Source organism: Rhodococcus sp. YL-1, assembly GCF_001942025.1.
Lineage (GTDB): Bacteria > Actinomycetota > Actinomycetes > Mycobacteriales > Mycobacteriaceae > Rhodococcus_F > Rhodococcus_F qingshengii.
Genome location: NZ_CP017299.1, coordinates 6,051,867 through 6,076,346 on the forward strand (window position 1 = coordinate 6,051,867; position 24,480 = coordinate 6,076,346).

Sequence of the window (24,480 nt, forward strand, 5' to 3'; positions counted from 1 at the left end):
GGCGTAGCCAGAATGATAGCGATCCGAACGATCGGCTTGTTCGACATTCCCGAACGCGGCCCCCGACAGCGGTTGCGGTGACGTCCTCCTGCACATTGGCACAGGGCCGAATACGGGATCGACGCTACAAGCGACTGGTCGAGTATCTGCTGCTGCTGACAATCGAGCAGCCGACGGACCGGTGGACTGCCCACGTCGCACGCGGAAATAGCGGCGAGCAGCTTGGTTCCGAAGAATGCCGCAAGCTTCCTCCCTCCCGGCACTCGATTGCCTTGGGCGTTAACATCGACAGATGCTCACTCGCGTCGATCTGACGATGGATTGCACAGACCCCGACCGCCTGGCTACGTTTTGGAAGATAGCCGCTGGATACGTCGATGAGCCACCACCGCAGCCTTTTTCGACTCGCGAGGAGTGGCTTGCCACTTTCGACGACGAAGACGACGGGATGGGCGGAGCTTGGTTGCACCACCCGCTCGGAGTGGCTCCTCGCCTCTGCCTTCTACAGGTTCCTGAATCCAAGGTGGCCAAGAACCGATTACATCTCGATCTCCGGGTATCCGGAGACGGAACCCCGACTCAGAAGTGGGCGACAATCCTTCGCGAGGTCGAACGGCTACTACGCGCGGGCGCATCAGAATTGGAAAGATTCGAGGGTCACCATGTGATCATGGCCGATCCCGAGGGCAACGAATTCTGCGTGGCGTGATTCACCCGCCTGCCCGAAATTCTCGCGAGAAGGCACGACAATCCGGGTGATTGCCGGGATACGGCAGGACCTTCTCGAGGGCGAGCCCAATCGCAAAGGCCGTCTGGTCGTCGTACGGTCGCGTAACTATCTGTGTGCCCGTGGGGATTCCGTTCCGAGCGAAACCTGTGGGGATTGTCAGCACCGGGCAGCTACTCAGGATGTTGAAGGTGATGGCCGGTACAGCCTCGAGGTAGAACTCCAATTCTGTTCCAGCCACATTGATTCCGTGCCCCACGTAGTCGTCGCCGGCAAGAAAGCCCTCCGTCGCCACTGCCGGAGTGATCAACGCGTCATAGGTGTCGAACAGGGATCCGATCGACGAATACAGTTCGGCTTCGATCGCGAGTCCGTCGAGGAAAGTCGCGTCACCACGGGTGCGGCGTGCCCATCGCGCGAATTCCTTCGCGTACTCCGTGACTTTGTCGGGGTGCGCGGACGCTTCGGCGGAGATCGATGCACCGAACACGTGATCGTAGTGAATGGCGGCCGCACGCATGATTGCAGCGCGTGACAAGTCGACTTCGATGATCTCCGCGCGTGCGCCCAGCGCAGTGAGGGTGTCCACCAACTTGGCGGTGTTGGCGGCAACGTCCGGATCAACCGGCCAGTCACCCAACGCGGGGATCACGGCGATACGCATTCCTGTCAACGAATGCGTTGCGAGGCCGGGCAGCGGCGATGCCGGCACATGCGAGGCAATGTCAGTGGAGCTCGGTCCCGCGATGACCGACTGCAGTGTGAGGCAATCACTTACGGTGCGCGCCATCGGACCGCAGTGGCAGTAGCGATCGAGATTGAAGGGAGGATCGACCGGGACACGGCCGTGTGGTGGCTTGAACCCGACAATTCCGTTGAACGACGACGGAGTTCGGATCGATCCTGCAACATCGGAACCGGTAGCCAAGTGCGTCATCCCCGTGGCAAGTGCGACTGCCGATCCACCGGAAGACCCGCCGGAGGAGTATTTCGTGTTCCACGGATTGCGAGTGACGCCCCACAACTCGGACTGTGCGAACGCGGCCGAGGAGAATTCGGGCGCCGTCGATCGCGCGTGGACGATCGCACCGGCGTCGATGATTCGCTGCACGAAAGTGGAAGTGTGAGTGGCGATCACATCCTCATAGACCTTGGACCCTTGAGTCCAAGGTTGTCCTTGCACCGGTTCATCCTCTTTCACCACAACGGGAACACCGGCGAGCGGAAGGCTGACATCCGAGCCGCGGGCGTAGTGGCGTTCCGCTGACTTCACTTGTGCTCGTGCAGTATCGAAGAAAGTGTGTCCCAATGCGTTCAAGGTCGGGTTGAGCGCCTCGATACGTTCGATGGTGGACTCGAGCACGTCCACCGGAGAAAGCGATTTGTCCCGATAGCGTTCGAGCATCTCGGCCACATCCATGAATGCCGAAACGGGTGTCTGGTGCATATCTGTTGTCCTGCCTCTATAAAGGTTTGTGTGGGCGACTAGTTTGTCAGTTCGCGCTTTGCCACGACGGGACTGCGGAATGTCGCGAGCAGCATTGCCAGAGTTGCGATTCCCGCGGCTGTCCAGAAGACCGTTTCGGAACCAGAGTGGTCGTGAATGCGTCCGCCCGCGAACGCACCGAGCGCGATGCTTGCATTGAAGACTGCAACCCACAGAGCAGAAGCGGCCTCGCGGTGAACGGGAGCTGCTTGTGCAATCCATGTTTGAGTACTCACCGATGCACCACCGTAGAAGAGGCCCCAAGCCGCCATGAGCAGAGCAGCTGCGATCAAGGTGGTAGCCGAGATCGGAAACAGGGCGAGTGTGACCGCTATTCCCACGCTGAGGCTGACGACCACCGCCTTCGGGGACTTTGCAGCGGACGGCCCGGCGATGAAGTTGCCGACGACACCGAATGCACCGTAGATCAGGAGCATTGTGCCGACCTGCGAAGCGTTCAACCCCGCGAAGAACTCCAGCCCCGGACGCACATAGGTGTACGCCGCGAAATGAGCGGTGACGATGAGCGCGGTAATCGCGAATCCGACCCGGACTCCTGGGTTCCGAAAGGCCGCCACGAGACTCCCGAGCGACAAGGCCCGATCAGCTGGCATCGTGGGTAGGACAGCGATCATGGCGATCGCGATCAGCGTCGCCGCGCAGCTGAGAGTCCAGAACGCCACGCTCCATCCGGCGACTGCCCCGATATACGTCCCAGCAGGGACACCAAGAACTGAGGCAACAGCGATTCCGCTGAAGATGATCGTGGTCGCCAACCCGACGGATCTGGAACCCACCAATTTGGGTGCCAGACTAGCTGCGAGTGCCCAGACTCCACCCATGCTCACGCCTAGAAGGACGCGAGCCACAGCGAGGAAAACGAAGCTCGGAGCAAGGGCCGTGAGGGCGTTCGCCGCGGCGACTACAAGCATCAGAACGATAAGCGTCGACCGACGATCGAAGCGCCGGGTCACGATGGGCACAAACGGGGCAGTGGCCGCTGCCACCAATCCGGTAATGGCCAGTGAGAGCCCGATGGTCCCTTCACTTTCCACCAGAGCAGCACCGATCGGGGTGAGTAGCCCGACCGGCATCATCTCTGCCGCGACAACGACGAAGGTGGACGCTGCGATCAGCGCGACCGCAGCCCAGTGGTTCTCAATGGTGTGTGCGTGGGTTGAGGACGTGGACGCAGGGCTGTTCTGTGCAGATGCGGAGTGGGGCATGTAACCAGAGAAGCTCCTGCACGCCGATGGATCAACGGCGAATCGCTCATCCAACCATTAGCTCAATTCATCGATGAGCCATGATGGAGTGGTCGAATGAGTCGAAGGTCGGAGTGAAAATGTCGGAGCCTCCGATGCGTGAGATCGAGTGCTTCCTCGTTCTCGCTGAAGAACTGCACTTCGGTCGCACCGGCGAGCGGCTGTTCATCTCCCAGAGCCGAGTGAGTCAGCTGATCAGCGCGTTGGAGCGTCGTATCGGCACCAGCCTGGTGGCGCGCACCAGTCGCCGCGTGCACCTGACTGAATTCGGTGCCGATTTTCTTGCGTCGTTGGCTCCCGCGCATCGTGCGCTTGTCGGAGTAATCGAGGACGCTCAGTCAAGAGCACGGAACATGCCGGCGCCGCTTCGGGTGGGTTTCCAAGGAGCAATTTACGATTCGATCGCGGCTGCTGTCTCTCGTTTCGAAATACAACATCCGCAAACATGCGTGACCATCAAAGAATTACCCCTGGGTGATCCGTTCAGTGATGTACTCGCCGGGCGAATCGATGCGGCAGTGGCCCTTCTCCCCGTAGATGAGCCGGAACTGACAACCGGGCTCGTCTTTTCTCGACAGCCCCAGACCCTCGCCGTCTCAGTCCATCACCCGTTCAGCGAACTGAGCGTGATCGACGCCGAGCAGTTGGCGCAGATCTGCCTGGTACCCATCACCGGCCCCGCCCCCGACTATTGGCAGCGTGTGAATTCCCCGAGCACGACGCCGGGCGGAGCCACGATTCCCACGCAGGGTGGGGCGAGCACCGTTCAGGAAGGCCTGTCGCAGGTCGCATTCAGTCAGGTCGGCCTCATCCTCTGCGCTGCGACCGCTGCATACAGCCAGCGCTCGGACATCACATTCGTACCGATCAACGGATTACCCGAATCTGCTTTGGGTCTCGTGTGGCGTACCGATCTCGAAAGCCCACGACTTCGCGCTTTCGCGAAAGCGATCGAGGAAGCGCACACCTGTCCCTCCTGACGTCGATCAGTAAGTCGCGGAAGGAGTCCGGGGCATTGAGATGCATCGTGTGTGAGATGATCGCGCCATGTCTGCGATCACCGACTACTTCACCGCGCGCACGGATGAGCATGCCACCTCTGCCCTCGCGGGACTCGTCGACTTGGAACCAGAGGTGATGGAGGCGAACGCAGCTTCTCGCCCGCGGGTCCAGTTGGCTGCGAGTGGGACTCCAGTTCTGCAGGCGAAAGGCGTCGATCCAGTTGTCGCGCTCGGCCGACTGGAAGCAGCCCTCACCGCTCGCCCCTACGACGAAGTTGCAAAAGGTCCACGCTGCGGGAAACTCGTCGCGATGAGCGACGACGGCGACACCCTCGTGCTCACGGTTACCGACGAATTACGCGATGCACTAGCGGAATTGAACGCTGACGGTGTCGCCGCCGCTGCGGCGGCCTGGGCAATCGACGAGACGAGTGAACCGTCGGAGGACTCAGTGCCGTTCCTGACCGCCTTCGCCGAACTAGCGACCAGAGCTGTGGCTCAGGGCGAACGGATGTACGGCTACGTCGTCATCTGAGCTTCGCAACTCCGCCGACCTGATTGGAAGGCTGTTCGTCTTCGACAACTCCGGATCTGACCGTCACCCCGGGATCTGCATGGCCAGATCGTTGCGGTCGAAGTCGGAGAACTGCTGGGTGTCAGTGCAGTATCCACAGCTCGCTCCGAAGAACTCCGTGCGGGCGTTCGGATCGTCGAGTAGCCAGTACCGCAGCCACGCCGTGCTCGGTCCGCGCATATCGCCGCCGTTGATCGCCGTACCGAAGTGCGTGGCGCCGCGCAGTTCCAGATACTCGGCAGGCACGTGGTCTGCGTCCTCGTACATCGCCCGCACGATCGCCGGCCAAACGATTGCGTCGGCCTGGCCGGCCAGATAGAGAACGGGCTCGTCGATGAGATCGACATCATTGAGCGGGCCTGGTTGGATCGCGACGGCGGTGTCGACGCGGTCGTCGATCGCCGCGTTGATCGCCGCAGACCCGCCCTGCGAGTGCCCCACCGCACCAATGTGTTCCAGGTCGACTTTGCCGTAGAAGACACTCGACGGGCTGGCCGCTTTGTCCGCGATGAGGTCGATTCCCGACCGCATGGTGATGGCGAAATTGCTTGCCGGTGTATTGGCGGCGACCACGATGAATCCGTGGCTGGCGTAGTGGCGCAACAAGGAGGTGTACGCACCGGGGAGCACACCGGTACCGTTCCCCCAGATCACAACAGGGTGCTTCTCGCCGCGCGCGCCGAGCTGGCGCGGGTAGTACAGAGTGTGCACCAGCCCGATCGAGACGTTCGGGGTGTACGGCCCTGCACTCGCCCAATCGTGCCCGACGCTCGGGATGCCGGGCGCATCGGCAGCCGCTGTTCCGGTTGCGCCCGTGAGTCCTAGCGTCGCGCACAACGCAACCGCCGCTGCAGCATTCACGAAATGTTTCAGAGACTTTCGCATGAAAGTCAACCTTTCGAAGTTGATCCGGAGTGACGTGTATTACATATTCACGGGAAGGCAACCCGTCGGCTTTGTTTCAGGAAACGGACTATCCCAGAAGTGTTGTGTCTGTGGACAAAATCATCGTTCTCGGTGGATGCCCGGGCGACGCGAATACCCAGAGCGCAAGGTCGAGATCGCCTCGGCCTACGGCTTCCGCGCGGATTGCTCGGCACACAGCCGTAGGAAATGTTCGACGATCTGCGTGTTCGGGCCGTCCCTTGCCACGGCTGCGATCTTCCGTGGGGGCAGTTCGAATATCTCGCCCACAGTGCACCCGCGTTCGGATGCTCGCTCGGCACTGGAGAGTTCGAGGATGACAGCACCGATCCCTTCGTACGCGAAATCCGCGAAGGCATCGCGGTGCTGTGACCTCATCACGAATGCGTGGTCGATTCGCGGTTCGATCGACCGCAGATGGCGATAGACATCGGAAGTTTCGAACCGTGGTGCGACAACCAAGCCGATGCGCATGAGATCTTCGCCGATGAATACCCCGTCCACCGGTGACGGGGTACCGGGCGGGCAGACGAGCCGCAACTTGTGGTCCGGAAGGCGCACCGTGCGCGTCCCGGGAACACCGGTGGGCGGCGACTCCATTATTGCCACGTCAGCGGTGCCTGCCATGACCGGGTGAATCGCATCGGCCACGGATGACCCAGGTGGATCCGAGATAGTGATCCTCAGGTTCGGCACCTCCGTGCGCAGCGCTCCGAGCAGTACCGCTGCGGGATCGTCCGCAAGGCTCGCTGTCGTGGCAACACTGAGGCGGGGGACTGCTGGCAGTAAGGACTCGCTGTCGACCACTAATCGGTCGAGCGCGGCCAGCGCTTCGCGTGCTGGATCGATGAGATTCCGTCCGCGCGCCGTCAGCGTCGCGCCGGTCCGGCCTCGATTGAAAAGCCGTCCTCCGACGCGTCTTTCGAGCCGCGCAATTGATTGAGAGACGCTCGATGTTCCCGTGAACTGATTTGCCGCTGCCGCCGTGATACTGCCGTGTTCGACGACGGCAAGGAAGTCTTGTAGCTGCCGCGGATCGATTCGCGGGGTTGCGGACTCTCCGAACTTGCTCATCCGGCGTTCCCCATTCCACCTTCGTCACGTAATCGACTGGTCGTCTCGATAAACGCTTGTGCCGCAGGCGATGGCGTCGAACCGTGGAACATCCAGATATCACGAGTGAGCGGGGGCCGAGTACGACACAACACCACACCTTCTCCGACTGTATCGGCGACAGATTCGGGAAGGAAAGCGACGCCGACTCCCGCGCGTACAAGTGGGATCATCGAAGCCACAGAGATAGTCTCCGCAACCACCGCCTCGTCCACAGTGCCTTCGCCCAGGCGTTCCGCCAACAGTCGCCGAGTGACATCGTCACGCGGGCTGGTGATCAATCCGATTCGCAACAGATCCGTCAACGCCGCTGCCCCCTCGCCTTCACTTCGTGCGGCCGGCACCAGCGCAACGATTTGTTGCCGGCCGAGAAGGATACGTTCAACGCCCTCGTCGAACACCTCGTCCACCCCGAGGCCGATATCAGCCTGACCCGAGGCGACCACCGTTCCGATTCCGTCGGTGTCATTGCTGAGCATCGTCACCGCAACGTTCGGAAATTTGCTTTTGAACGCACCCAGGGCCGTGGCCGCTGGATCACGCGCCAATGTTCGCGGACACACGACCGTCAGCCGACCCCGCTGCACGACGTTCAATGGATGCAAAGCGTGATCCAAATCCCGGTATGCCCGAAGTACTTGGGCCGCCGGACCTGTGAGATCGCGTCCAGCGTCGGTCAGGCTGACTCCCCGCGAGCCACGGCGGACGAGCGTCAGGCCGCACTCTTTCTCCATTCTGGCGAGAGCCTCCGAGATTGTCGGCTGGCTGACCCCCAGTCCGCGAGCCGCAGCGGAAATGCTGCCCCGATCAGCAAGGGCGAGAAAGTATTCCAGATGACGCCGGTCCATTCGGGGTTCCCTTCTCGTGGCAGTCCTCGCGCGCGCCCGATTTTGCGCCCGTCAGCCATAGGGAAACCCTATGGCATACCTCTCGAATGTGGCGTAGACGGGAAGAAGAATCCCGTGATCTGCTTCACATATGAACGCAGTGAGCAACAACCCGGGGAGCTTCGACCAGAGGCGCCCGTCTGCTTTTGTCGAGCACCTATCGCCGCCTGCGAGCACTACGGAGGAGGCGCCGAAATGACCGAAACCATCACCGCAAGTTCGCCATCCGGTGCTACGTCACCCCGTTCCGTGAGGCGGGCGCGCTCTGAGCCGAAGCCCGCTCGACAGCGTCGATCCGGTACGCGACTCACCATCGGGGTACGACTGGCCCAGGTCGCGCTGCTTCTGGTCCTACTCGGAGCGTGGCAGCTCGTCGCATCGCACGGTTGGATCGAGCCAGTTCTGGCCAAAACGCCAGGCGAGGCCTGGGCCTACTTCACCGCAGCGGTGCAGTCGGGCGAGATTTCGTCGAACTTGCGTGCCACGATGACTGCCGTCGTGATCGCGTGGATCCTCGCTAGCGCAGTCGGGGTGGCGGTCGGACTCTCTCTCGGACTGCTTCCGACCCTCGAACGCATCATGAGTCCGTTCCTGGATGCGGCGAATGCCATGCCACGTCTTGCGCTGGCGCCTCTGCTTATCGTCATCTTCGGGATCACGATGACGGCGAAGGTCGCTCTCGCGTTCACACTCGTCTTCTTCATCGTCTGCTCGAGTGCACGAGCCGGTGTGAAGTCAGTGGACGACGAATGGCTCCGACTATCCACTGTCCTGAATGCCAGTAAGACACAGGTGTTCTGGCACATCCTCCTCCCCGTCGCAACACCTGGCATTTTTGCCGGTCTTCGGTTGGGGCTGATCTATTCGCTACTTGGCGTTGTCGGTTCGGAACTGATCTCGTCACGGGACGGGCTGGGCCAGCTTGTGTCGATCTACTCGGCCCAGTTCCGGATGGAAGCGGTCTACGCGATCCTCATACTTCTCGCAATCGTCGCAGTCGTCCTCAACCAGGTCATGAACTTCGCCGAGCGCTACCTCCTTCGGTGGCAGCCGCCGGCTCGACGATGACAGGAATCATCATGGATACCAACGTGATTACACCCGCCGTACAACTCGACGGACTGACGATATCCTTCCCCTCACCCGACGGGTCGACGAAAACTGTGGTCGACAATCTCGACCTCACCATCCCTCGCGGACAGTTCGTGAGCTTGGTCGGCAGGAGCGGTTGCGGAAAGACCACTCTGCTCAACGCGCTCGCTGGATTGGTGGACGCAACAGAAGGGAAGACCGAGGTCCTCGGCACAACACCATTCGACGCTCGTTCTCGGATGGGCTTCATGATGGCCCGAGATGCGCTGTTCCCGTGGCGAACAGCGCAGAAGAACGTGGAGTACGGTCTCGAATTGAGGGGAGTACCCAAGGCGGAGAGACGAACTCAATCAGCGCGCTGGCTTGCGGCCGTTCAAATGTCCGAGGCGTCACGGCTGTGGACTTGGCAACTCTCCCAAGGGATGCGCCAGCGTGTCGCGTTGGCCCGAACGTGGGCACTGGATCCGGACATCTTGTTGATGGACGAACCCTTTGCCGCCCTCGATGCGCAAACCCGAGTCGAAGTACAGCGAGAATTCCTCGAGCTTTGGCAATCCCAGGTAGGCCGGACGGTCATCTTCGTAACCCACGACCTCGGCGAAGCCATCTGTCTCTCCGACCGCGTTCTGCTGCTCGGGGCCGGCCGAGTGATCGACGACGTCAGCATTGACATCGAACGCCCCCGCGAACTCGAAACCCTCACCGCCGAACCTCGATACATCGAAATCTTCAATCGGCTGCGTGGTCAGCTCGACCACTGATGTGCCCAGCCAACTCAGCTTGATTACTGATGTGCCCAGCCAACTCAGCTTGATTTCTGATGCGCCCAGCCATCAAGGAACAGGAATCCCATGAAACTTCGACCTTTTGTCGGCACAGTCATTGCAGCGGCCCTACTGCTTTCCGCGTGTGGAGGGGGAGGGCGTCCGAACGACGGTAGCGTCGCCATCGGGGTCTACCCTGCGAGTGCTTTGTCCCTACCTGTCTACGTCGCCGTCCAACAAGGAATGTTCGACAAGGAAGGCCTCCACGTCGAGCTCATCGACGGAAAGAACGGGCCCGAACTCATCAGCGGTCTCATCGGCGGCACAACCGATCTCGCGGTCGGTGCACCCGGAACCGTCGTGCCGGCCATAGAGCAAGGGCAGAGTCTGCGGCCACTGTCCCCGTACGGGTCGATCGATCTTGCCATCGCCGTGACGAAAGACAGCGGCATCACCACCATCGAGGATTTGCCCGGCAAGCGGATCGCCATACCGTCACGTGGCGGCGCGGCCGAGCAATTCGTCAATCAGCTTCTCGCAGAACGAAACATCGACGCCTCCACGGTGCAATTCATCGCAGCGGCACCCACCGCGAGTCAGATACCACTCGCACGAAAGGGCGACATCGATGCCGCCGTTCTCACCGCTGCCAGCCAGGCCGTATTCGACGCTCAAGGAATACCGATGACGGCGATTACAGAAGTAGACCCGGTGGGCTCTGACGGCGTGAGTTCATACGGCCTGGGCACGGTGCTCGTCACGACAGCCACATTCGCTGAATCCGATGCTGCCACCCCCGTGTGTGCGGCGCTCGAGGCCGCAGCAGGGTGGATAGCCGATCCTGCGAACGAGCTAGCAGGAGCTCAACTTCTCACCGAGCGAATGAATGTTCCTGCTGACAAAGCCAACCAGGTGTGGGCTTCGCAGAAGAGTCTCTGGCCTGTGCAGATTTCGGCCGACCGATGGACCCAGAACGTCGCATGGGTGAACAACCAGACCTCGGGCAAGTCCGACGCAGACGTTCCCTTCGACCCCCTCTGCTGACCAACGCCCCCAAACACAATCCAGTTCGTCTACCACGAAAGAGAAGAAACGATGACACAACTCGCTGACCAGTCAACACAATCCGAGTCCCAGCACGATCGCCGGCAGCTCACCGAGGCTTGGTCTGCAGTCACCGACAGCCTTGCGACATTCGGTTCGACCGCTGCCGCTACCGGATCGCCGCTGGACAGCGCCGAAGGTGTACGGCACGCACTTCGTCTGTTCGGATACCTCGCCGAGATGAACATCGAGCGCCAAGACGTACTCCGGCCTGAACTCTTCACCCTGATGTCACCGATGCGAAAGTTCTGGGGAGACGGCATCGACGTCGACTACTGGACTGCGATGATCGACCCCAACGAGACATATCGCATTCACGGTAACCGTGGCACAGTGCCCTACGTCGCCGTCCTCGCCAATCGTGTGGGCGCGTCTGGGACCGACAGGGTCGCCGACAACATCGTCATCGACGACAAGGTGTGTGACGCGGACGGCAACTTCGAGATCTTCGTCGCACAAGAGCTGGAGGGGCGCAGCGGCATTCGGCTGGATGAGCGCTGCTTCGACGTAGTAGTGCGTGTGTATCACAAGACGCGTAACGCGGAGATCGATCCTGTTCTCCACATCGAGCGCCTCGGTCCGCCGCCTGGTGCACGCCCCGATCTCGACACGGCGTGGCTGACCCAGCGCCTCACGAAACTTGCTCGTGGCATGGACGTGAGCCTTCGACGCAGTCTTCAGCTCATCGAAACACTCAGTCAGTCTCCCAACGAGATTCGCGTGACCTCGGAGCAGCGAGGGTGGGGAGACTTCTACGGCACCAGCTCCAACCAATACGTTGCCGGCTGGTGGTCACTGAAAGACGCTACTGCCGTCGACATTACGTTCACCATCCCCGACTGCACCTACTTCGGAGTGATGCTGTACAACCACTGGTTCGAGTCCTTCGAGTACCGCGACCACACCGTCAACCTCAACGACGCACACTTCGAGCGCAATGACGATGGAACCGTGACGATCCGAATCGGGGGAGTAGAAGGCGACAGAAACCGACTGAACCCCTGCAACCACACCGAAGGCATCTTGTTGGCGCGCTGCCTGGAGCCCGCTGAGGATGTCACTTCGCCTCATGTGGAGATCATTCGATGACCGACGAAGTAGACCTGCCGTTGGCAGGTGTCCGAGTAGTGGAGATCGGTCAACTGATCGCAATACCCAGCGCCGGGCAGCAGTTGTCCGATCTCGGCGCCGAGGTCATCAAGCTCGAGCCTCCAGGTGGTGAACCGGCCCGACAAATCGACGCCGACTACGCGCGCGGCATCTTCTACGGGTACAACCGTGGAAAGCGTTCAATCTGCCTCGACCTCAAAGACTCCGCCGATCTGCAGCGAGCTCGGGATCTGATCGCATCGAGCGACATCTTGCTGCACAATCTTCGCCCGGGAACCCTCGATCGATTGGGATTCTCCTCTACCGAACTTCAACGCCTGCGACCGGAAATCATCGCCGTCTCGGTGAGCGGGTACGGGGCGGAAGGCCCGTCCGCCACCCGCGCGGGGCTCGACATCGCTGCGCAAGCAGAGAGCGGACTGATGTCGGTGACGGGTGAGGCGGATAGCCCGCCACAACGTGTGGGCGCACCGGTCATAGACCATGCAACGAGCTATGTCGTCGCGCAGGCGGCACTGGCAGCGCTACTTCGACGTGAGCGCACCGGCAAAGGATCGTCCGTCCGAGTCTCCCTGCTGGACGTCGCAATCCACTTGCAGACCGCCAACTGGATCGAGTGGCAGGTATCCGGAAAGCCCATGAGTCGCAAAGGGAACGGACAACCAAGCGTCGCACCGGCGGCAGACGTCTTTCGCGCCGCCGACGGCGAGCTGGTGATCAGCGGATACCAACCGCGCGCATGGATCGAACTGTGCAAGGCGATCGACCTACCCGAGTTGGCCGACGACCCGAGGTTCACCACCAACGCGCTGCGCGTGGAAAACCGTGTTGACCTCGTCGCCACGATCGAGAAGCAGCTGTGCTACCGCAGCGCCGCTGAGGCAGTAGAGCATCTCACTGCGGCCGGAGTGGTTGCCGCAGTTGTGCGTGACTACGACCAGGTAATTTGCGCCGACGATGTGATTGCGAACCGTACCTTCATCCCCGGCACCAACGAACATGGCGAACAGTATTTGACGCCTGCCATGCCCTATCGCGCCGAACCTCCGATGGCACGAACTGAACTTTCACAGGTTCCGGCCTTGAACGAGTGGACAACATCGACGCGCTGAATGCACCGTTCGGGTCGAAATTGACTTTGCACCAACGTAACTGACAAACAGATAGCCATGCACCATCGAGGAGATGTCCAGTGCTGACCACCGCATTTACCGAGACATTCGGAGTTCGCCACCCAATCGTGCAGGGCGGCATGCAATGGGTGGGGAGAGCAGAACTCGTAGCGGCAGTTGCAAACGCCGGCGCGCTCGGCATGCTCACTGCCCTGACACAGCCGACACCTGACGATCTTGCCCGAGAAATATCCCGAACGCGCGAGCTCACCGATCAACCTTTCGGGGTCAACCTCACAATCCTCCCGACGATCACACCTCCGCCCTACGATGAGTATCGCAACGTGATCATCGACTGCGGAGTGAAAGTCGTCGAGACAGCTGGATCGTCTCCCGCGCCCCATCTGCCGCACTTTCACGGCGCAGGCATCAAGGTTCTCCACAAGTGCACCAGCGTCCGCCACGCGGTCAAAGCCCAGGCCCTCGGTGTCGACGGCATCAGCATCGACGGGTTCGAATGTGCCGGGCATCCAGGGGAAGACGACGTACCGGGTCTCGTCCTCATCGCTGCAGCAGCAGAGCGGATCAGCATTCCCATGATCGCGTCCGGTGGATTTGCCGACGCGCGAGGATTGGTGGCCGCCCTGGCGCTTGGCGCCGACGGCATCAACATGGGCACTCGGTTCATGTGTACCGAGGAGTCTCCGATTCACCACAACATCAAGCAGGCGATAGTCGCTGCCTCGGAGGTCGACACGGAACTGATTTTCAGGTCACTGCGCAATACCGCTCGCGTAGCACGCAACAGCATCAGCCAAGAAGTTGTCGAAATCCTCTCCAGTGGTGGCAAATTCGAAGACGTTCGACATCTTGTGGCCGGTGCGCGGGGCCGAGCGGTGTTCGACAGCGGCGACCAGGAGGCTGGCATCTGGACGGCTGGCACTGTGCAAGGATTGATTCACGACATCCCCACAGTGGGTGAATTGGTGGAACGAATTGTCACAGAGGCCGAAGCACTGATTGCCGGACGGCTTACCGGCCTCCTGGATCCTCTCAGCGCCTGACTACGTCCGAACCCACTGGGCGCTACCGTCGGCCAGTTCTTCGCGAATGCCCCTGCCGTTGCGCTCGTCGACCCGCGTGCCGCCGATACCTCGTCCTCGATGCGTCGTGCGGTGACGGGGAGCTCTTCCAGATCGCCTCGCGGCTCGCCATCGCCGCTCGATCGTTTCGGGTGCATCCCGACGATCATTGACGCCAGGACGAGGAAAGGAGGTGTACTCCGAATTGCTTGCGGTCATCAGAGTGACAACCGCAAGGATTTCGATCGGCACCGAGCACGACCTACTCAATGTTGTGTCCATGGTGCTACCAACCCTGTTGTCACCCGCGCCATTGCGATCAACGCACTGTTGCCAGAGTTCCAATAGTTCTTGTGCACATCCAGATTCGGTATGAGTCGGCCAGCACGCGCATAACATCACCGTCGGTCCGAAGTAGCTTCCCCACGCCACGCCGACACTTCTTGGCTTCGACTGAGTACCACCCAGCGTGGTCCGAGAACATGTTGGCCAATCGGGAGGCGACGGTGACCATCGGAAGTGAAAAGATTTCTGTGAACACAACCCTGTTGACAGGGAAAGAGGCGGAGAGCGCCTTCGAACGGTTCGTCGAGTACAACCCTACGTGATCGGTGTACAAGACATGCGCGGCATGAAATCTTTCTGTGTTCGCTCTCGAACGGCGCCAAACCTGATTCCCCGCAACAAGAACAACCCTTTACTCCCGCTCGACCGGTATCGACTGTCCGGACTCAGGGACCGCGGGCGCGTACCTGGGCCCGTTCCCTAGCGGTGGGTCGGGGTTACCACCGAACCACCGACGAAACCGTTGTTATAACTGTCCCAAAGATCCCACAAGGTCTGCAACCCTGTCAGTCAGGGCGATTTGGCAGCGGCGCAACCGAGACCGTGCACGTCGGGCCGGGCAGCTAGTCGTCATCTGCGTTGAGCACACAATCTCGACGTCCCTCTGTTCGGTCCAGGACGGTCGCTATCGACAGCTCCGCTAGGCCTTCAGCAGGAGGTCTGCAATTTTCTTTGCGGTTTCCTTTGCGGATCCTGGGTTCTGGCCGGTGACGAGGTTTCCGTCGACGACTGCGTAGGACACGAAGGGCAGTTTCGCCTTTTCGTACAGTGCGCCGCGCGCTTTGGCTTTTTCCTCGGCGTTGTAGGGTACGAGTTTGTCGACGCGGGCGAGTTTTTCCTCGCGCCAGGCGAATCCGGTGAGTTTGCGGCCGGCGATGAGGTAGCTGCCGTCGGACAGTGTGGTGTCGAGAAGTCCGCAGTACCCGTGGCACACCGACGACACGATCCCGCCGCGTTCGAAGATTTCCCGGGTGATGCGTTGCAGACCTTCGCTACCGGGAAAGTCGTACATGACTGCATGCCCGCCGGTGAAGAAGATCGCATCGTAGTCAGCGGAGTCGACCTGTTCGGGGCTGGCGGTGGAGTCGAGTAGCGCCATCCGAGCAGGGTTGGACCGCCATGCCTTTGCGCTCTTGTCGTAGTTCGGGAATTTGAGCGATCGCGGTTCCAAGGGCACCGCTCCGCCCTCGGGGCTGACTAAAGTCTGCTCGAAACCGTGGTCGTCGAAAACCTGCCAGGCATGGCTGAGCTCGGACAGCCACAACCCGGTCTTATGAGACGGATCGTCGTAGTGGCCGACGTTGGTGACTACGTTCAAGATTCGCTTGGTCATCGAACTCTTCTCTCGATCGCTTTGGTAAGTGGATCTCACCCTTGTACCGCCAGAATCGCAGCAAAAGCTGCTCGCACCCGATCTGCAGCCTCACCGGCTGTGGCCGTCGACATTTTGCCGTCGAGATGCAGACAAGCCAAACCGTGCGCCAATGCCCATGCCGCCGATGCCAACGCCTCGGAATCTGCATCAGGAAAGACAAGCGTCATCCCCATCTGCATCAGCAGATGAATCTCTCCAGCCGCTTGCACGCGCTCGTCGTTACCCGTGTCGCACTCGTTGCCGAACATCAACCGGAAGAGCGCCGGTCGCCGCAGCGCGAACTCGACGTAGGCGACTGCGAATTCGGCAAGATCTGCCGACGTCGACGGTAGCTCGCGGCCGTCTGTCAGGTCCGCCTTCAGATCGCGCAATCCTTGCGCGGCGAGAGCAGATTCGAGTGCTTCACGATCAGCGAAATGTCGGTACGGCGCAGTCGCCGACACACCGACCTCGCGCGCGATCGCGCGCATCGAAAACGGCTCACCCGCCTCGAGCATGCGCATCGCCGACGCCAGCAGCGAGGCCTTCAGATCACCGTGATGGTAGCCACCCTTGACAGATGTTGACACCGTTAACTTTCCTTTCTACGCTCATGTGAGCAATGTAAACATACCTCATTCAGGAGCGCCGATGCCATTCACCGACCCTGCACCCGACAAGTTGGAGACTGACAGCACAGTCTCTCCGGCCTTCGCCCCGTTCACTCTTCCCAGTGGGGCGACACTCCCCAACCGGATGGTCAAGGCAGCCATGGAGGAGAACATGGCCGTAGCTGGACAGCTCCCCGGCAAAGAGCTGTTCGAGCTGTACCACCGCTGGAGCCGAGGAGGGGTGGGAACGATCATCACCGGCAACGTCATGGTTCACGCGGAGGCGCTGACCGGGCCGGCCGGCGTCGTTCTCGACGCACAATCCCCAATCGGGCCGTTCCGCGAATGGGCGGATGCCGCAAAGGGCGGAGGTGCGAAAGTGTGGATGCAGATCAATCACCCCGGTCGGCAGATTCAAGCCGACATGCCCGGTGTCGCATGGTCTCCGTCCGCCACTCGCGTCGAACTTGGCAAGAACAGCAAGCGATTTGCGCATCCCCGGGCCATGACCGCCCTCCAGATCAACGACACCGTCAACCGTTTCGCAACAACAGCACGTCGCGCAGAGGAAGCTGGTTTCGACGGCGTGGAAATCCATGCCGCACACGGCTATCTGCTCTCGCAGTTTCTCTCTCCGTTGGTCAATCAGCGCACCGACGAATGGGGCGGCACCCTAGAGAACCGAGCGCGATTGCTCCTCGACATCGTCCGCACAGTGCGCAGGGTTGTCGACCCGACGTTCACGGTTGCCGTCAAACTCAATTCCGCGGATTTCCAGCGCGGAGGATTCGACTCCGACGACGCAGCGCAAGTGATCGCCATGCTCGCACCACTCGGTGTCGACGTCGTCGAACTGTCCGGAGGGAGCTACGAAGCACCGGCCATGACCGGCCAAGGCCCGGACGATCGCACCCTCGCTCGGGAGGCCTACTTTCTGACTCTTGCAGAGGAACTGGCCGAGGCCAGCCCGGTGCCGTTGATGTTGACCGGCGGTGTGGTTCGGCGACCTGTTGCCGAGCAGGTCCTGGCGAGCGGTGTGGATTTGGTCGGCATGGGCAGTGCGTTGGCGATCGATCCCGATCTGCCGAATCGGTGGCGCCTCGATGCCGCAGCCTCCGTCGAATTAGCCCCGGTGACCATCAAGGACAAGGCCATGGCGTCGGCGGCGAGCATGGCTCGCGTGCGACAGCAGCTTCGACGATTAGGCCGAGGCAAGTCCACGCGGCCGACGGCCAGCCCTGTGGTCGCACTATTGAAAGAGCAGCTGCTGCAGCGCCGCGCGCTCCGGCGGTATCGCCGCTGGTTACAGCACCGCACCCCCTCGATCGGGTAATGCGGACAGTTTCCCGTCATTTCGGCGGCGAACCCAGACAGTGTTGACAGTGCTTACATTCACCCTTAGCCTGATGTAAGCAATGTAAACATTGAATGGTCGACAGAACGAACGGAAGCATGAAAATGACGAACACAGCGACAACCGTCAAGGTCGATCTGGGCGGCCGGACCGTCGAAATTCCGAAGGACGGCCTGTTCGACCGCTACCGGATGGATGTGCCGCTCGACAAGGTCGCCGCCGACCCGCGGGTCCCGAGTGTCGACTTCTTCCGCACGCTTCCGAAAACGCAGGTCCAATCGCCGATCGGCACGACAAGGACGCCGAACTTCTACTACGCGATGTCCTCCGCGCGTTTGACCATGGTGGCCCCGAGCAGGGCGATCCGTAAGCGGATCCCAGAGGAGCTGGCGCCGCTGGAAATCGCACCCGGGTTCGGGCTGGTGTCAGTGATGGCGTTCCGCTACGACGTGTGCGACATCGATTTCTACACCGAGGCGGCTGTGGGTGTGGCGGTTCGCCCGGCGCGCCACGGCGGACTTACCACGGCCGCTGCCGATCTGGTTGCCGCCCTCGGTGACGATCACCTGCACTCCTATGTGCTCTCACTTCCGGTCAACACCGACATCGCCCAGGTGCGCGGCCATGACGGGTACGGGTTCCCCAAGTGGGTCACCGATCTCGATGTCGGCATCGACCACGCACGCACCACGGCCCGCATCGCCAACGCGGACGGCGGCGCCGACATCGCCTTCTCCGCCCCCACCCCGGAGCAGAAGACGTTCGAAACGGGCACGAACGTCTCCACCCTCACCTCGTACACGAAGCGAGACGGATCCTGGCACTCGACCCTCAACCAAACCAACGTCCTCGCCAGCGGAACGTCGTTGTTTCCTCGCGGATTCGATCTGACTCTCGGCGAGGGCAGGATGTCCGACGACCTACGCGCACTCCGGCCCATCCGCACGATCAGATTCGATGCCACCACCTCGGCTCAGGCCGCTCTGCACATGCCGGTCCCGGTCTCGGTTCGCTGACACCTCGTATCGACCGAACATCTCAGGAGTACACCGACATGACCACAACGACCGACACCTCCACAGATCCCCGCGCGGCGCTGCCTGCCACACTGACCACAGGATTACTCGAACGGCTGACAGAACGAGTTACGGCCTCGCCCGACGCTCCCCGCTCGATCACCACTGCCCCGTACACCGGTTCACCACTCGCAGACTTCCCGGTCTCGGCCCCGGCTGACGTCGACGAAGCATTCGTTCGTGCCCGCCGCGCCCAGGCGAGATGGGCAGCGACTTCCGTAGCGGAGCGTGCCAGCGTGTTACTGCGTTTCCATGATCTGGTCCTGAAGAATCAGAACACCGGGCTCGACCTGATGCAGGCTGAGAACGGCAAGACCCGTCGCGATGCGTACCTCGAGATCGCCGACGCTGCCATCGCCGCCCGCTACTACGGCCGCACCGGACCGAAAGTTCTTGAACCCGAACGTCGCCGGGGGGCTCTGCCCTTCCTCACCCGCACGTCCGAGCTGCACCACCCGAAAGGGGTGGTGGCGATCATCTCGCCATGGAACTATCCACTGTCGATGGCGGCGACGGACGCCATCGCCGCACTGATGGCCGGAAATGCTGTGGTGCAGAAGCCCGACACCCAGACCGCGCTGACCGCCTTGTGGGCCATGGACCTGATGTACCAAGCGGGCCTACCGGCCGATGTGTGGCAGATGGTGATCGGCCGAGGCAGTTCGATCGGGGACCCACTCTTGGCGAACGCGGACTACATCATGTTCACAGGGTCCACGGCGACCGGTCGAGACATCGCCCGCGGCGCGGGCCAGCGGCTGATCGGGGCGTCACTCGAACTGGGCGGCAAGAACGCGATGCTCGTCCTCGACGACGCAGATCTCGATCGGGCAGCCGAAGGGGCCGTGCGCGCTGCGTTCCCGTCGGCAGGACAATTGTGCGTCTCGGTGGAGCGCCTGTATGTCGCCGAGTCCGTACACGACGAGTTCGTTGCCAAGTTCGTTCAGCGAACCTCTGCCTTGACCATCGGAGCCTCCTACGACTACGGGGTCGACGTCGGGAGTCTCACCACCGACAAACAACTGAAGACAGTGTCGGCTCATGTCGACGACGCCGTCGCGAAGGGCGCACGCCTTCTGGCCGGAGGGAAGCCACGTCCAGACCTGGGGCCGCTGTTCTACGAGCCGACCATCCTCGCCGACGTCACACCAGAGATGACGTTGCACACGGACGAGACGTTCGGTCCGGTCGTCTCGATCTACGCCGTCGCCGATGACGACGAGGCAGTTGCACGGGCAAACGACACCGTCTACGGACTCAACAGCAGCGTGTGGGGTCGCGACGCCACCCGCGCCCGCTCAGTCGCTGCCCGATTGCGTTCGGGGACCGTGAACATCAACGACGCCTTCGCCGCGGCGTGGGGCAGCATCGACTCGCCGATGGGCGGAATGGGCGATTCCGGCCTCGGGCGTCGGCACGGTATCGACGGCATCCTCAAATACACCGAAGCCCAAACCATCGCCCACCAGTCGCGATTCGGTTTCTACCCACCAGCGGGAATCCCCTGGAACGCGTGGGCACCCGTGGTGAACGCCGCGCTACGCATCTGGAAAACCATCGGCGCACGCTGACAAACACCGCCTGCCAACCGATTTCGACTACCACCACAGGAGAGGCAAGATGAGCACCGTCACCCCCACCATGCGAGCGATCGTCGTCGACGAGAAGAAGAACCTCGTCGTAGAGGAAGTACCGACCCCAACGCCCGCACCTGGCGAGGTCCTGATTCGCGTTGCCGCCGCCGGTATCAACCGCGGTGACGTGATGCAGCGGCAGGGACTCTATCCGCCACCGCAGGGTATCAGCGACATCATGGGTCTCGAAATCTCCGGCACCGTCGTCGCCCTTGGTCCCGGCGTCGACGGTCCGGCACTGGGCCACGAAGTGTGTGCCCTGATCGCCGGAGGCGGGTACGCAGAATACGCAGTAGTCCCCGCATCTCAGTTACTACCTGTACCCGCAGGCGTGACTCTGATCGATTCCGCTGCTCTGCCCGAGGTGGCGAGCACCGTCTGGTCCACGATCGTCACCGACGCAGGCCTGCAAGCCGGCGATCTGCTTCTCGTCCACGGCGGCGGCAGCGGAATCGGAACCCATGCCATTCAGGTGGCCAAGGCGCTGGGGGCGCGCGTCGCGGTCACCGTCGGATCAGAGGCCAAGGCGCAGCGCTGCCGAGACCTCGGTGCCGACATCGTGCTCAACTACCGAGATCAGGACTTCGCAGCCGAACTGGCGGGCCAGGTAGACGTCATCCTCGACATCATGGGTGGGAGCTACCTCAGCCGCAACATCGACGCCCTCGCTGTCGGAGGTCGGCTGGTGATCATCGGCATGCAGGGAGGCTTCACCGGTGAGGCGAACGTCGGTGCACTCATCGGTAAACGTGCGCGAATCATCGGCCTCAACGTGCGCAACCGCCCGCTGACTGGCCCCGGCTCGAAGGCGGAGATCGTTGCGGCCGTCGCCACTGACGAGTGGCCGTTGATCGAACAAGGGCTTATTCGACCGATCATTTCGGCAAAGCTACCCCTGGCCGATGCAGACGAGGGGCAGGCGTTGCTCGAATCGAAAGACTCGGTGGGAAAAGTCCTTCTCCTGCCGCAGAGTTCGTGACAGATCTCAACCGACTGGAGCGAATGACCCCTCACAGGGCACCCACCGCGCACGCACACAGAATCACCCTCACCACCTTCATGAAGGGATGAGAAATGTCGAACACCGACACCGTCAAAGACCTCGGCGCCAAGCTGATGAACGGTGCGCACAAAATCGTGCTCACCGTCAGTGGAGGGCGACTGCTGTCCAAACCCTTCGGAATGCCGGTCGTCGAGCTGCACACGATCGGACGCTCGTCAGGACTCCCGCGGTCGTGTTACCTGACAACCCCTGTCCGAGAAAAGGACTGGATCGTGCTCGTCGCGTCGAAAGGCGGCGACGACCGCGATCCGGACTGGTATAAAAACCTCCAGGCCCACCCCGACGCCGAACTCGTCATGGACGGAGAACGCTTCGCGGTACACACACGCACCGCGTCCGCAGAAGAACGAGCCGCACTGTGGACCAAAGTCGTTGCTGCCTATAAAGGCTACGCCGACTACCAACGACGAACACAGCGCGAAATACCACTGGTGATCTGCCAACTGTGAGAAACGAACACCACGCAGCACAAGACGAAGGCCCACCTCGTCCGTTGTGCACTCCGATTCGTCACCGCTTGCACAGCTCGAGCGCTCCCCTTGTCCTGATCGCGCCCGCGATGGCAATAGGGTCGCACTTCTACGAACCGCTGGTCGCAGAGTTCGCACGGCACGGGTGGGAGGCCCATGCTATTCGACGACGAGGATCCGAACGCGGCGAGCCCCGCGCCGACCGCAGACACGATTGGTCCTACCAGGACGAAATCGACGACATCGAGGACGCAATTACCTGTGCGCGGAGGGATCATCCCGAGCAGCCAATCCTGTTGCTCGGGCACAGTCTCGGCGGTCAACTCGTCGCCGGACACCAACTGAACCACCCGGCGGTCGAGGCAATGGTCACCGTAGCTGCTGCGCTCCCCCACCATCGAACCTACCGATTCTGCGGGCTACACGTCTTGCTCATGGGCGCAGTAGCCGTCCCGCTGCTCACCACACTGTTCGGCTACGTACCGACACCGGCTTTCGGCGGCCCCGGCGCTCGCACGTTGATGCGGCAATGGGCCCGCACGGTCATCACAGGCAACCCACCGTACAAAGCCGATCGGCCGATCGCGACGCCCGCTCTCGTCATCAGTTTCGCATCGGACGCCATGGCCCCACCACGATCGGTGGACATCTTCGCGGAGAAACTGTTCGAAACACGCGCGGTGACACGATGGCAGTACGAGCACGACGACGTCTTGCCCGGTGCGAGCAACGATCACATCAGATGGGTCCGGGGAAGTTCACAGGTGGTCGCACGCATCGTTGCCTGGTGGGAGAAGCCATGACGGTCGCCTCCGACACGCGCGAACATCGATCCATTGACGACCCGACAGGCAATATGTTTAGGTCATGTGAGAGGTGCACACATTCAACCGAACGTCGATCGCTCGTCGGCAGTGCGGGGTCGAAGTAGCGACTACTACCCGATGCAACTGGAGCACGAAACTACTTGCTATGCAGCGGGTTTGCGTACTTCTGCCAGGTACCCTCCCTTCGAATGTACCGGCACTTCTTGACCGAGTTTTCGAAAGACCAACCATCGCCTGCTTCGTCCCATCGTTCCCCCACCCGAGAGGCCAGCTGACATGTCCGAACTACCACCACCGCTCACTCCGTACCTCGAACCGGCAGCGAAGGAGCTGTGCGAGGCCACCGACCCCCACCCCCGAATCTACGAAGTGCCACCCGAAGAAGGACGAAAGATACTGCGGGACCTACAAAGTGGCGACGGCGTCGCACGACCCGACGTCGACGAAGAGTGGGTGGACGTCGATGCAGGCCAATGGGGAACGGTCCGCACTCGCATCATTCGACCGAAAGGCGCTACCGGACCACTGCCGGTGGTGTTCTACATCCACGGCGCCGGATGGGTTTTCGGAGACGACAAGACACACGATCGACTGTTTCGCGAACTCGCGGTAGGCGCCGACGCTGCCGGAGTATTTCCCGTCTACGACCGCGCGCCCGAAGCCCAGTACCCGACCCAAGTCGAACAGAACTACGCGGTTGGGCAGTGGATACTCGAGCACGGAGCCGAGCACGGCCTGGACACTACCCGCATCGCGGTGACCGGGGAGTCCGTCGGCGGATGCATGTCTGCGGTCTTTGCACTCATGAACAAAGAACGTGGAGGTATCGACCTCAAGGCACAGGTGTTGCTCTACCCAGTCACCAACGCGGACTTCGATACTCCGTCCTACCTGCAGTTCGCCGAAGGCTACTACCTCACCCGCGACGGCATGAAATGGTTCTGGGACGCCTACACCTCCGACCCCGCGAAGCGCGCAGAAGTGCACGCCTCGCCGCTACAGGCTTCCCTCGAGGACCTCGCCGGACTCCCGACCACGTTGGTCATCACCGACGAAGCCGATGTCCTTCGGGACGAAGGAGAGCAGTACGCGAATAAGCTCCGAGAGGCAGGTGTCGACGTGACATCGGTGCGCGTGGCCGGAATGGTTCACGATTTCCTATTGCTCGACAGCCTCCGAAACACCCGCGCTGCCAATGTTGCACGGACCCTCGCCGTGGACGCACTCCGTGCCGCACTGCACGGCAGCTGACACAAGTCCGAGCCACGACAGGTAGGCGACAGCGGCGGCACGGAATTAGATCAGTTTCCAAGAGAAACCAACCCCCACCTGTACGGATGCGGGGCCAACTGCACTGCACACTGCGCTAATAGATGTTGCTGCCAAGCCGGCATCAGGGGCGGACGACAGGCACTTATCGTCTCGAACAGACCGTGGCCGGATCCTTTACGCGGGTTGTCTCGCGGGTGGTGCGGCGGAGCACGCGCTCTCCCCATCGAATGAGC

General features: G+C 61.5%; 24 protein-coding genes. 16 read left to right on the forward strand and 8 right to left on the reverse strand.

The annotated features are described in order from the left end of the window. Positions 1–292: 292 nt before the first annotated feature. A complete protein-coding gene (locus tag BH682_RS28220; protein ID WP_003943122.1) occupies positions 293–709 on the forward strand; it encodes a VOC family protein in 417 nt (138 codons plus the stop codon). 1 nt (position 710) lies between these two features. On the opposite strand, the gene BH682_RS28225 is transcribed toward BH682_RS28220, so the two are convergent. Further along, positions 711–2,174 carry an amidase gene (locus tag BH682_RS28225; RefSeq protein ID WP_058039366.1) on the reverse strand — a complete coding sequence of 488 codons (1,464 nt, stop codon included), beginning with the start codon at positions 2,172–2,174 and terminating at the stop codon, positions 711–713. A 38-nt stretch (positions 2,175–2,212) separates the two neighbouring features. Next, a complete protein-coding gene (locus BH682_RS28230) occupies positions 2,213–3,439 on the reverse strand; it encodes an MFS transporter (RefSeq protein ID WP_058039365.1) in 1,227 nt (408 codons plus the stop codon). Between the two features lie 119 nt (positions 3,440–3,558). On the opposite strand from BH682_RS28230, the gene BH682_RS28235 reads away from it, so the two are divergent. Next, complete coding sequence (locus tag BH682_RS28235; RefSeq protein WP_058039382.1) at positions 3,559–4,458, forward strand: LysR family transcriptional regulator; 900 nt, start codon at positions 3,559–3,561, stop codon at positions 4,456–4,458. A gap of 67 nt (positions 4,459–4,525) precedes the next feature. Then, positions 4,526–5,014 (forward strand): hypothetical protein, encoded by a 489-nt coding sequence (locus BH682_RS28240; protein WP_007735590.1) that lies wholly within the window; start codon positions 4,526–4,528, stop codon positions 5,012–5,014. Positions 5,015–5,077: 63 nt separating this feature from the next. On the opposite strand, the gene BH682_RS28245 is transcribed toward BH682_RS28240, so the two are convergent. From BH682_RS28245 to BH682_RS28255, 3 genes are all read right to left on the reverse strand, one after another. After that, positions 5,078–5,938: an alpha/beta hydrolase family protein gene (locus BH682_RS28245; RefSeq protein WP_021346076.1), complete on the reverse strand. Its 861-nt coding sequence runs from the start codon at positions 5,936–5,938 to the stop codon at positions 5,078–5,080. A gap of 186 nt (positions 5,939–6,124) precedes the next feature. Continuing rightward, positions 6,125–7,051 (reverse strand): LysR family transcriptional regulator, encoded by a 927-nt coding sequence (locus BH682_RS28250; protein WP_058039364.1) that lies wholly within the window; start codon positions 7,049–7,051, stop codon positions 6,125–6,127. Continuing rightward, on the reverse strand, positions 7,048–7,938 hold the full coding sequence (locus BH682_RS28255; RefSeq protein WP_058039363.1) for a LysR family transcriptional regulator: 891 nt from the start codon (positions 7,936–7,938) through the stop codon (positions 7,048–7,050). Before BH682_RS28255 ends, BH682_RS28250 begins: the two co-directional genes overlap by 4 nt. A gap of 234 nt (positions 7,939–8,172) precedes the next feature. Between BH682_RS28255 and BH682_RS28260 the strand changes: the two genes are divergently transcribed. From BH682_RS28260 to BH682_RS28285, 6 genes are all read left to right on the forward strand, one after another. After that, positions 8,173–9,045: an ABC transporter permease gene (locus tag BH682_RS28260; RefSeq protein WP_030537155.1), complete on the forward strand. Its 873-nt coding sequence runs from the start codon at positions 8,173–8,175 to the stop codon at positions 9,043–9,045. 11 nt (positions 9,046–9,056) lie between these two features. Continuing rightward, positions 9,057–9,830, forward strand: a complete 774-nt coding sequence (locus BH682_RS28265; RefSeq protein WP_037126877.1) for an ABC transporter ATP-binding protein — start codon at positions 9,057–9,059, stop codon at positions 9,828–9,830. 90 nt (positions 9,831–9,920) lie between these two features. Next, on the forward strand, positions 9,921–10,877 hold the full coding sequence (locus BH682_RS28270) for an ABC transporter substrate-binding protein (protein WP_054188347.1): 957 nt from the start codon (positions 9,921–9,923) through the stop codon (positions 10,875–10,877). Positions 10,878–10,928: 51 nt separating this feature from the next. After that, positions 10,929–12,026, forward strand: a complete 1,098-nt coding sequence (locus BH682_RS28275; RefSeq protein WP_054188348.1) for a hypothetical protein — start codon at positions 10,929–10,931, stop codon at positions 12,024–12,026. Further along, the gene (locus BH682_RS28280; protein ID WP_007735579.1) at positions 12,023–13,159 is read left to right on the forward strand and encodes a CaiB/BaiF CoA transferase family protein; all 1,137 of its coding nucleotides are present in this window, start codon (positions 12,023–12,025) and stop codon (positions 13,157–13,159) included. Before BH682_RS28275 ends, BH682_RS28280 begins: the two co-directional genes overlap by 4 nt. Positions 13,160–13,239: 80 nt before the next feature. Further along, positions 13,240–14,223 (forward strand): NAD(P)H-dependent flavin oxidoreductase, encoded by a 984-nt coding sequence (locus BH682_RS28285; RefSeq protein WP_058039361.1) that lies wholly within the window; start codon positions 13,240–13,242, stop codon positions 14,221–14,223. Here the strand turns inward: BH682_RS28285 and BH682_RS28290 are convergent, their stop codons facing one another. The 3 genes from BH682_RS28290 to BH682_RS28300 form a co-directional block, all read right to left on the reverse strand. Beyond that, positions 14,224–14,523: a hypothetical protein gene (locus tag BH682_RS28290; RefSeq protein WP_156667373.1), complete on the reverse strand. Its 300-nt coding sequence runs from the start codon at positions 14,521–14,523 to the stop codon at positions 14,224–14,226. A gap of 703 nt (positions 14,524–15,226) precedes the next feature. Then, the gene (locus BH682_RS28295; RefSeq protein ID WP_075834874.1) at positions 15,227–15,919 is read right to left on the reverse strand and encodes a type 1 glutamine amidotransferase domain-containing protein; all 693 of its coding nucleotides are present in this window, start codon (positions 15,917–15,919) and stop codon (positions 15,227–15,229) included. Between the two features lie 35 nt (positions 15,920–15,954). Then, the gene (locus BH682_RS28300; protein WP_058039359.1) at positions 15,955–16,530 is read right to left on the reverse strand and encodes a TetR/AcrR family transcriptional regulator; all 576 of its coding nucleotides are present in this window, start codon (positions 16,528–16,530) and stop codon (positions 15,955–15,957) included. Between the two features lie 61 nt (positions 16,531–16,591). Here BH682_RS28300 and BH682_RS28305 point away from each other — a divergent pair, with 61 nt between their 5' ends. From BH682_RS28305 to BH682_RS28335, 7 genes are all read left to right on the forward strand, one after another. After that, positions 16,592–17,884, forward strand: a complete 1,293-nt coding sequence (locus BH682_RS28305; protein WP_065456465.1) for an NADH:flavin oxidoreductase/NADH oxidase family protein — start codon at positions 16,592–16,594, stop codon at positions 17,882–17,884. Positions 17,885–18,009: 125 nt separating this feature from the next. Further along, on the forward strand, positions 18,010–18,921 hold the full coding sequence (locus BH682_RS28310) for an acetoacetate decarboxylase family protein (RefSeq protein WP_064689124.1): 912 nt from the start codon (positions 18,010–18,012) through the stop codon (positions 18,919–18,921). A gap of 38 nt (positions 18,922–18,959) precedes the next feature. After that, entirely contained in the window at positions 18,960–20,552 is a 1,593-nt protein-coding gene (locus BH682_RS28315) for a succinic semialdehyde dehydrogenase (protein WP_058039356.1), read from the forward strand. Between the two features lie 70 nt (positions 20,553–20,622). Next, entirely contained in the window at positions 20,623–21,594 is a 972-nt protein-coding gene (locus tag BH682_RS28320; protein WP_063316933.1) for an NAD(P)H-quinone oxidoreductase, read from the forward strand. Between the two features lie 95 nt (positions 21,595–21,689). Beyond that, positions 21,690–22,127 (forward strand): nitroreductase/quinone reductase family protein, encoded by a 438-nt coding sequence (locus tag BH682_RS28325; protein ID WP_054800725.1) that lies wholly within the window; start codon positions 21,690–21,692, stop codon positions 22,125–22,127. A 68-nt stretch (positions 22,128–22,195) separates the two neighbouring features. Next, on the forward strand, positions 22,196–22,951 hold the full coding sequence (locus BH682_RS28330) for an alpha/beta fold hydrolase (RefSeq protein WP_223304484.1): 756 nt from the start codon (positions 22,196–22,198) through the stop codon (positions 22,949–22,951). 300 nt (positions 22,952–23,251) lie between these two features. Then, positions 23,252–24,226, forward strand: coding sequence for an alpha/beta hydrolase (locus tag BH682_RS28335; RefSeq protein ID WP_063316911.1), 975 nt, complete (start codon positions 23,252–23,254; stop codon positions 24,224–24,226). Positions 24,227–24,480 lie beyond the last annotated feature (254 nt).

Bases quoted from the DNA above. Each gene is read 5' to 3' on its own strand.
- BH682_RS28220 (WP_003943122.1), top strand. From the start codon at position 293: ATGCTCACTCGCGTCGATCTGACGATGGATTGCACAGACCCCGACCGC.
- BH682_RS28225 (WP_058039366.1), bottom strand. From the start codon at position 2,174: ATGCACCAGACACCCGTTTCGGCATTCATGGATGTGGCCGAGATGCTC.
- BH682_RS28230 (WP_058039365.1), bottom strand. From the start codon at position 3,439: ATGCCCCACTCCGCATCTGCACAGAACAGCCCTGCGTCCACGTCCTCA.
- BH682_RS28235 (WP_058039382.1), top strand. From the start codon at position 3,559: ATGTCGGAGCCTCCGATGCGTGAGATCGAGTGCTTCCTCGTTCTCGCT.
- BH682_RS28240 (WP_007735590.1), top strand. From the start codon at position 4,526: ATGTCTGCGATCACCGACTACTTCACCGCGCGCACGGATGAGCATGCC.
- BH682_RS28245 (WP_021346076.1), bottom strand. From the start codon at position 5,938: ATGCGAAAGTCTCTGAAACATTTCGTGAATGCTGCAGCGGCGGTTGCG.
- BH682_RS28250 (WP_058039364.1), bottom strand. From the start codon at position 7,051: ATGAGCAAGTTCGGAGAGTCCGCAACCCCGCGAATCGATCCGCGGCAG.
- BH682_RS28255 (WP_058039363.1), bottom strand. From the start codon at position 7,938: ATGGACCGGCGTCATCTGGAATACTTTCTCGCCCTTGCTGATCGGGGC.
- BH682_RS28260 (WP_030537155.1), top strand. From the start codon at position 8,173: ATGACCGAAACCATCACCGCAAGTTCGCCATCCGGTGCTACGTCACCC.
- BH682_RS28265 (WP_037126877.1), top strand. From the start codon at position 9,057: ATGGATACCAACGTGATTACACCCGCCGTACAACTCGACGGACTGACG.
- BH682_RS28270 (WP_054188347.1), top strand. From the start codon at position 9,921: ATGAAACTTCGACCTTTTGTCGGCACAGTCATTGCAGCGGCCCTACTG.
- BH682_RS28275 (WP_054188348.1), top strand. From the start codon at position 10,929: ATGACACAACTCGCTGACCAGTCAACACAATCCGAGTCCCAGCACGAT.
- BH682_RS28280 (WP_007735579.1), top strand. From the start codon at position 12,023: ATGACCGACGAAGTAGACCTGCCGTTGGCAGGTGTCCGAGTAGTGGAG.
- BH682_RS28290 (WP_156667373.1), bottom strand. From the start codon at position 14,523: ATGGACACAACATTGAGTAGGTCGTGCTCGGTGCCGATCGAAATCCTT.
- BH682_RS28295 (WP_075834874.1), bottom strand. From the start codon at position 15,919: ATGACCAAGCGAATCTTGAACGTAGTCACCAACGTCGGCCACTACGAC.
- BH682_RS28305 (WP_065456465.1), top strand. From the start codon at position 16,592: ATGCCATTCACCGACCCTGCACCCGACAAGTTGGAGACTGACAGCACA.
- BH682_RS28310 (WP_064689124.1), top strand. From the start codon at position 18,010: ATGACGAACACAGCGACAACCGTCAAGGTCGATCTGGGCGGCCGGACC.
- BH682_RS28315 (WP_058039356.1), top strand. From the start codon at position 18,960: ATGACCACAACGACCGACACCTCCACAGATCCCCGCGCGGCGCTGCCT.
- BH682_RS28320 (WP_063316933.1), top strand. From the start codon at position 20,623: ATGCGAGCGATCGTCGTCGACGAGAAGAAGAACCTCGTCGTAGAGGAA.
- BH682_RS28325 (WP_054800725.1), top strand. From the start codon at position 21,690: ATGTCGAACACCGACACCGTCAAAGACCTCGGCGCCAAGCTGATGAAC.
- BH682_RS28335 (WP_063316911.1), top strand. From the start codon at position 23,252: ATGTCCGAACTACCACCACCGCTCACTCCGTACCTCGAACCGGCAGCG.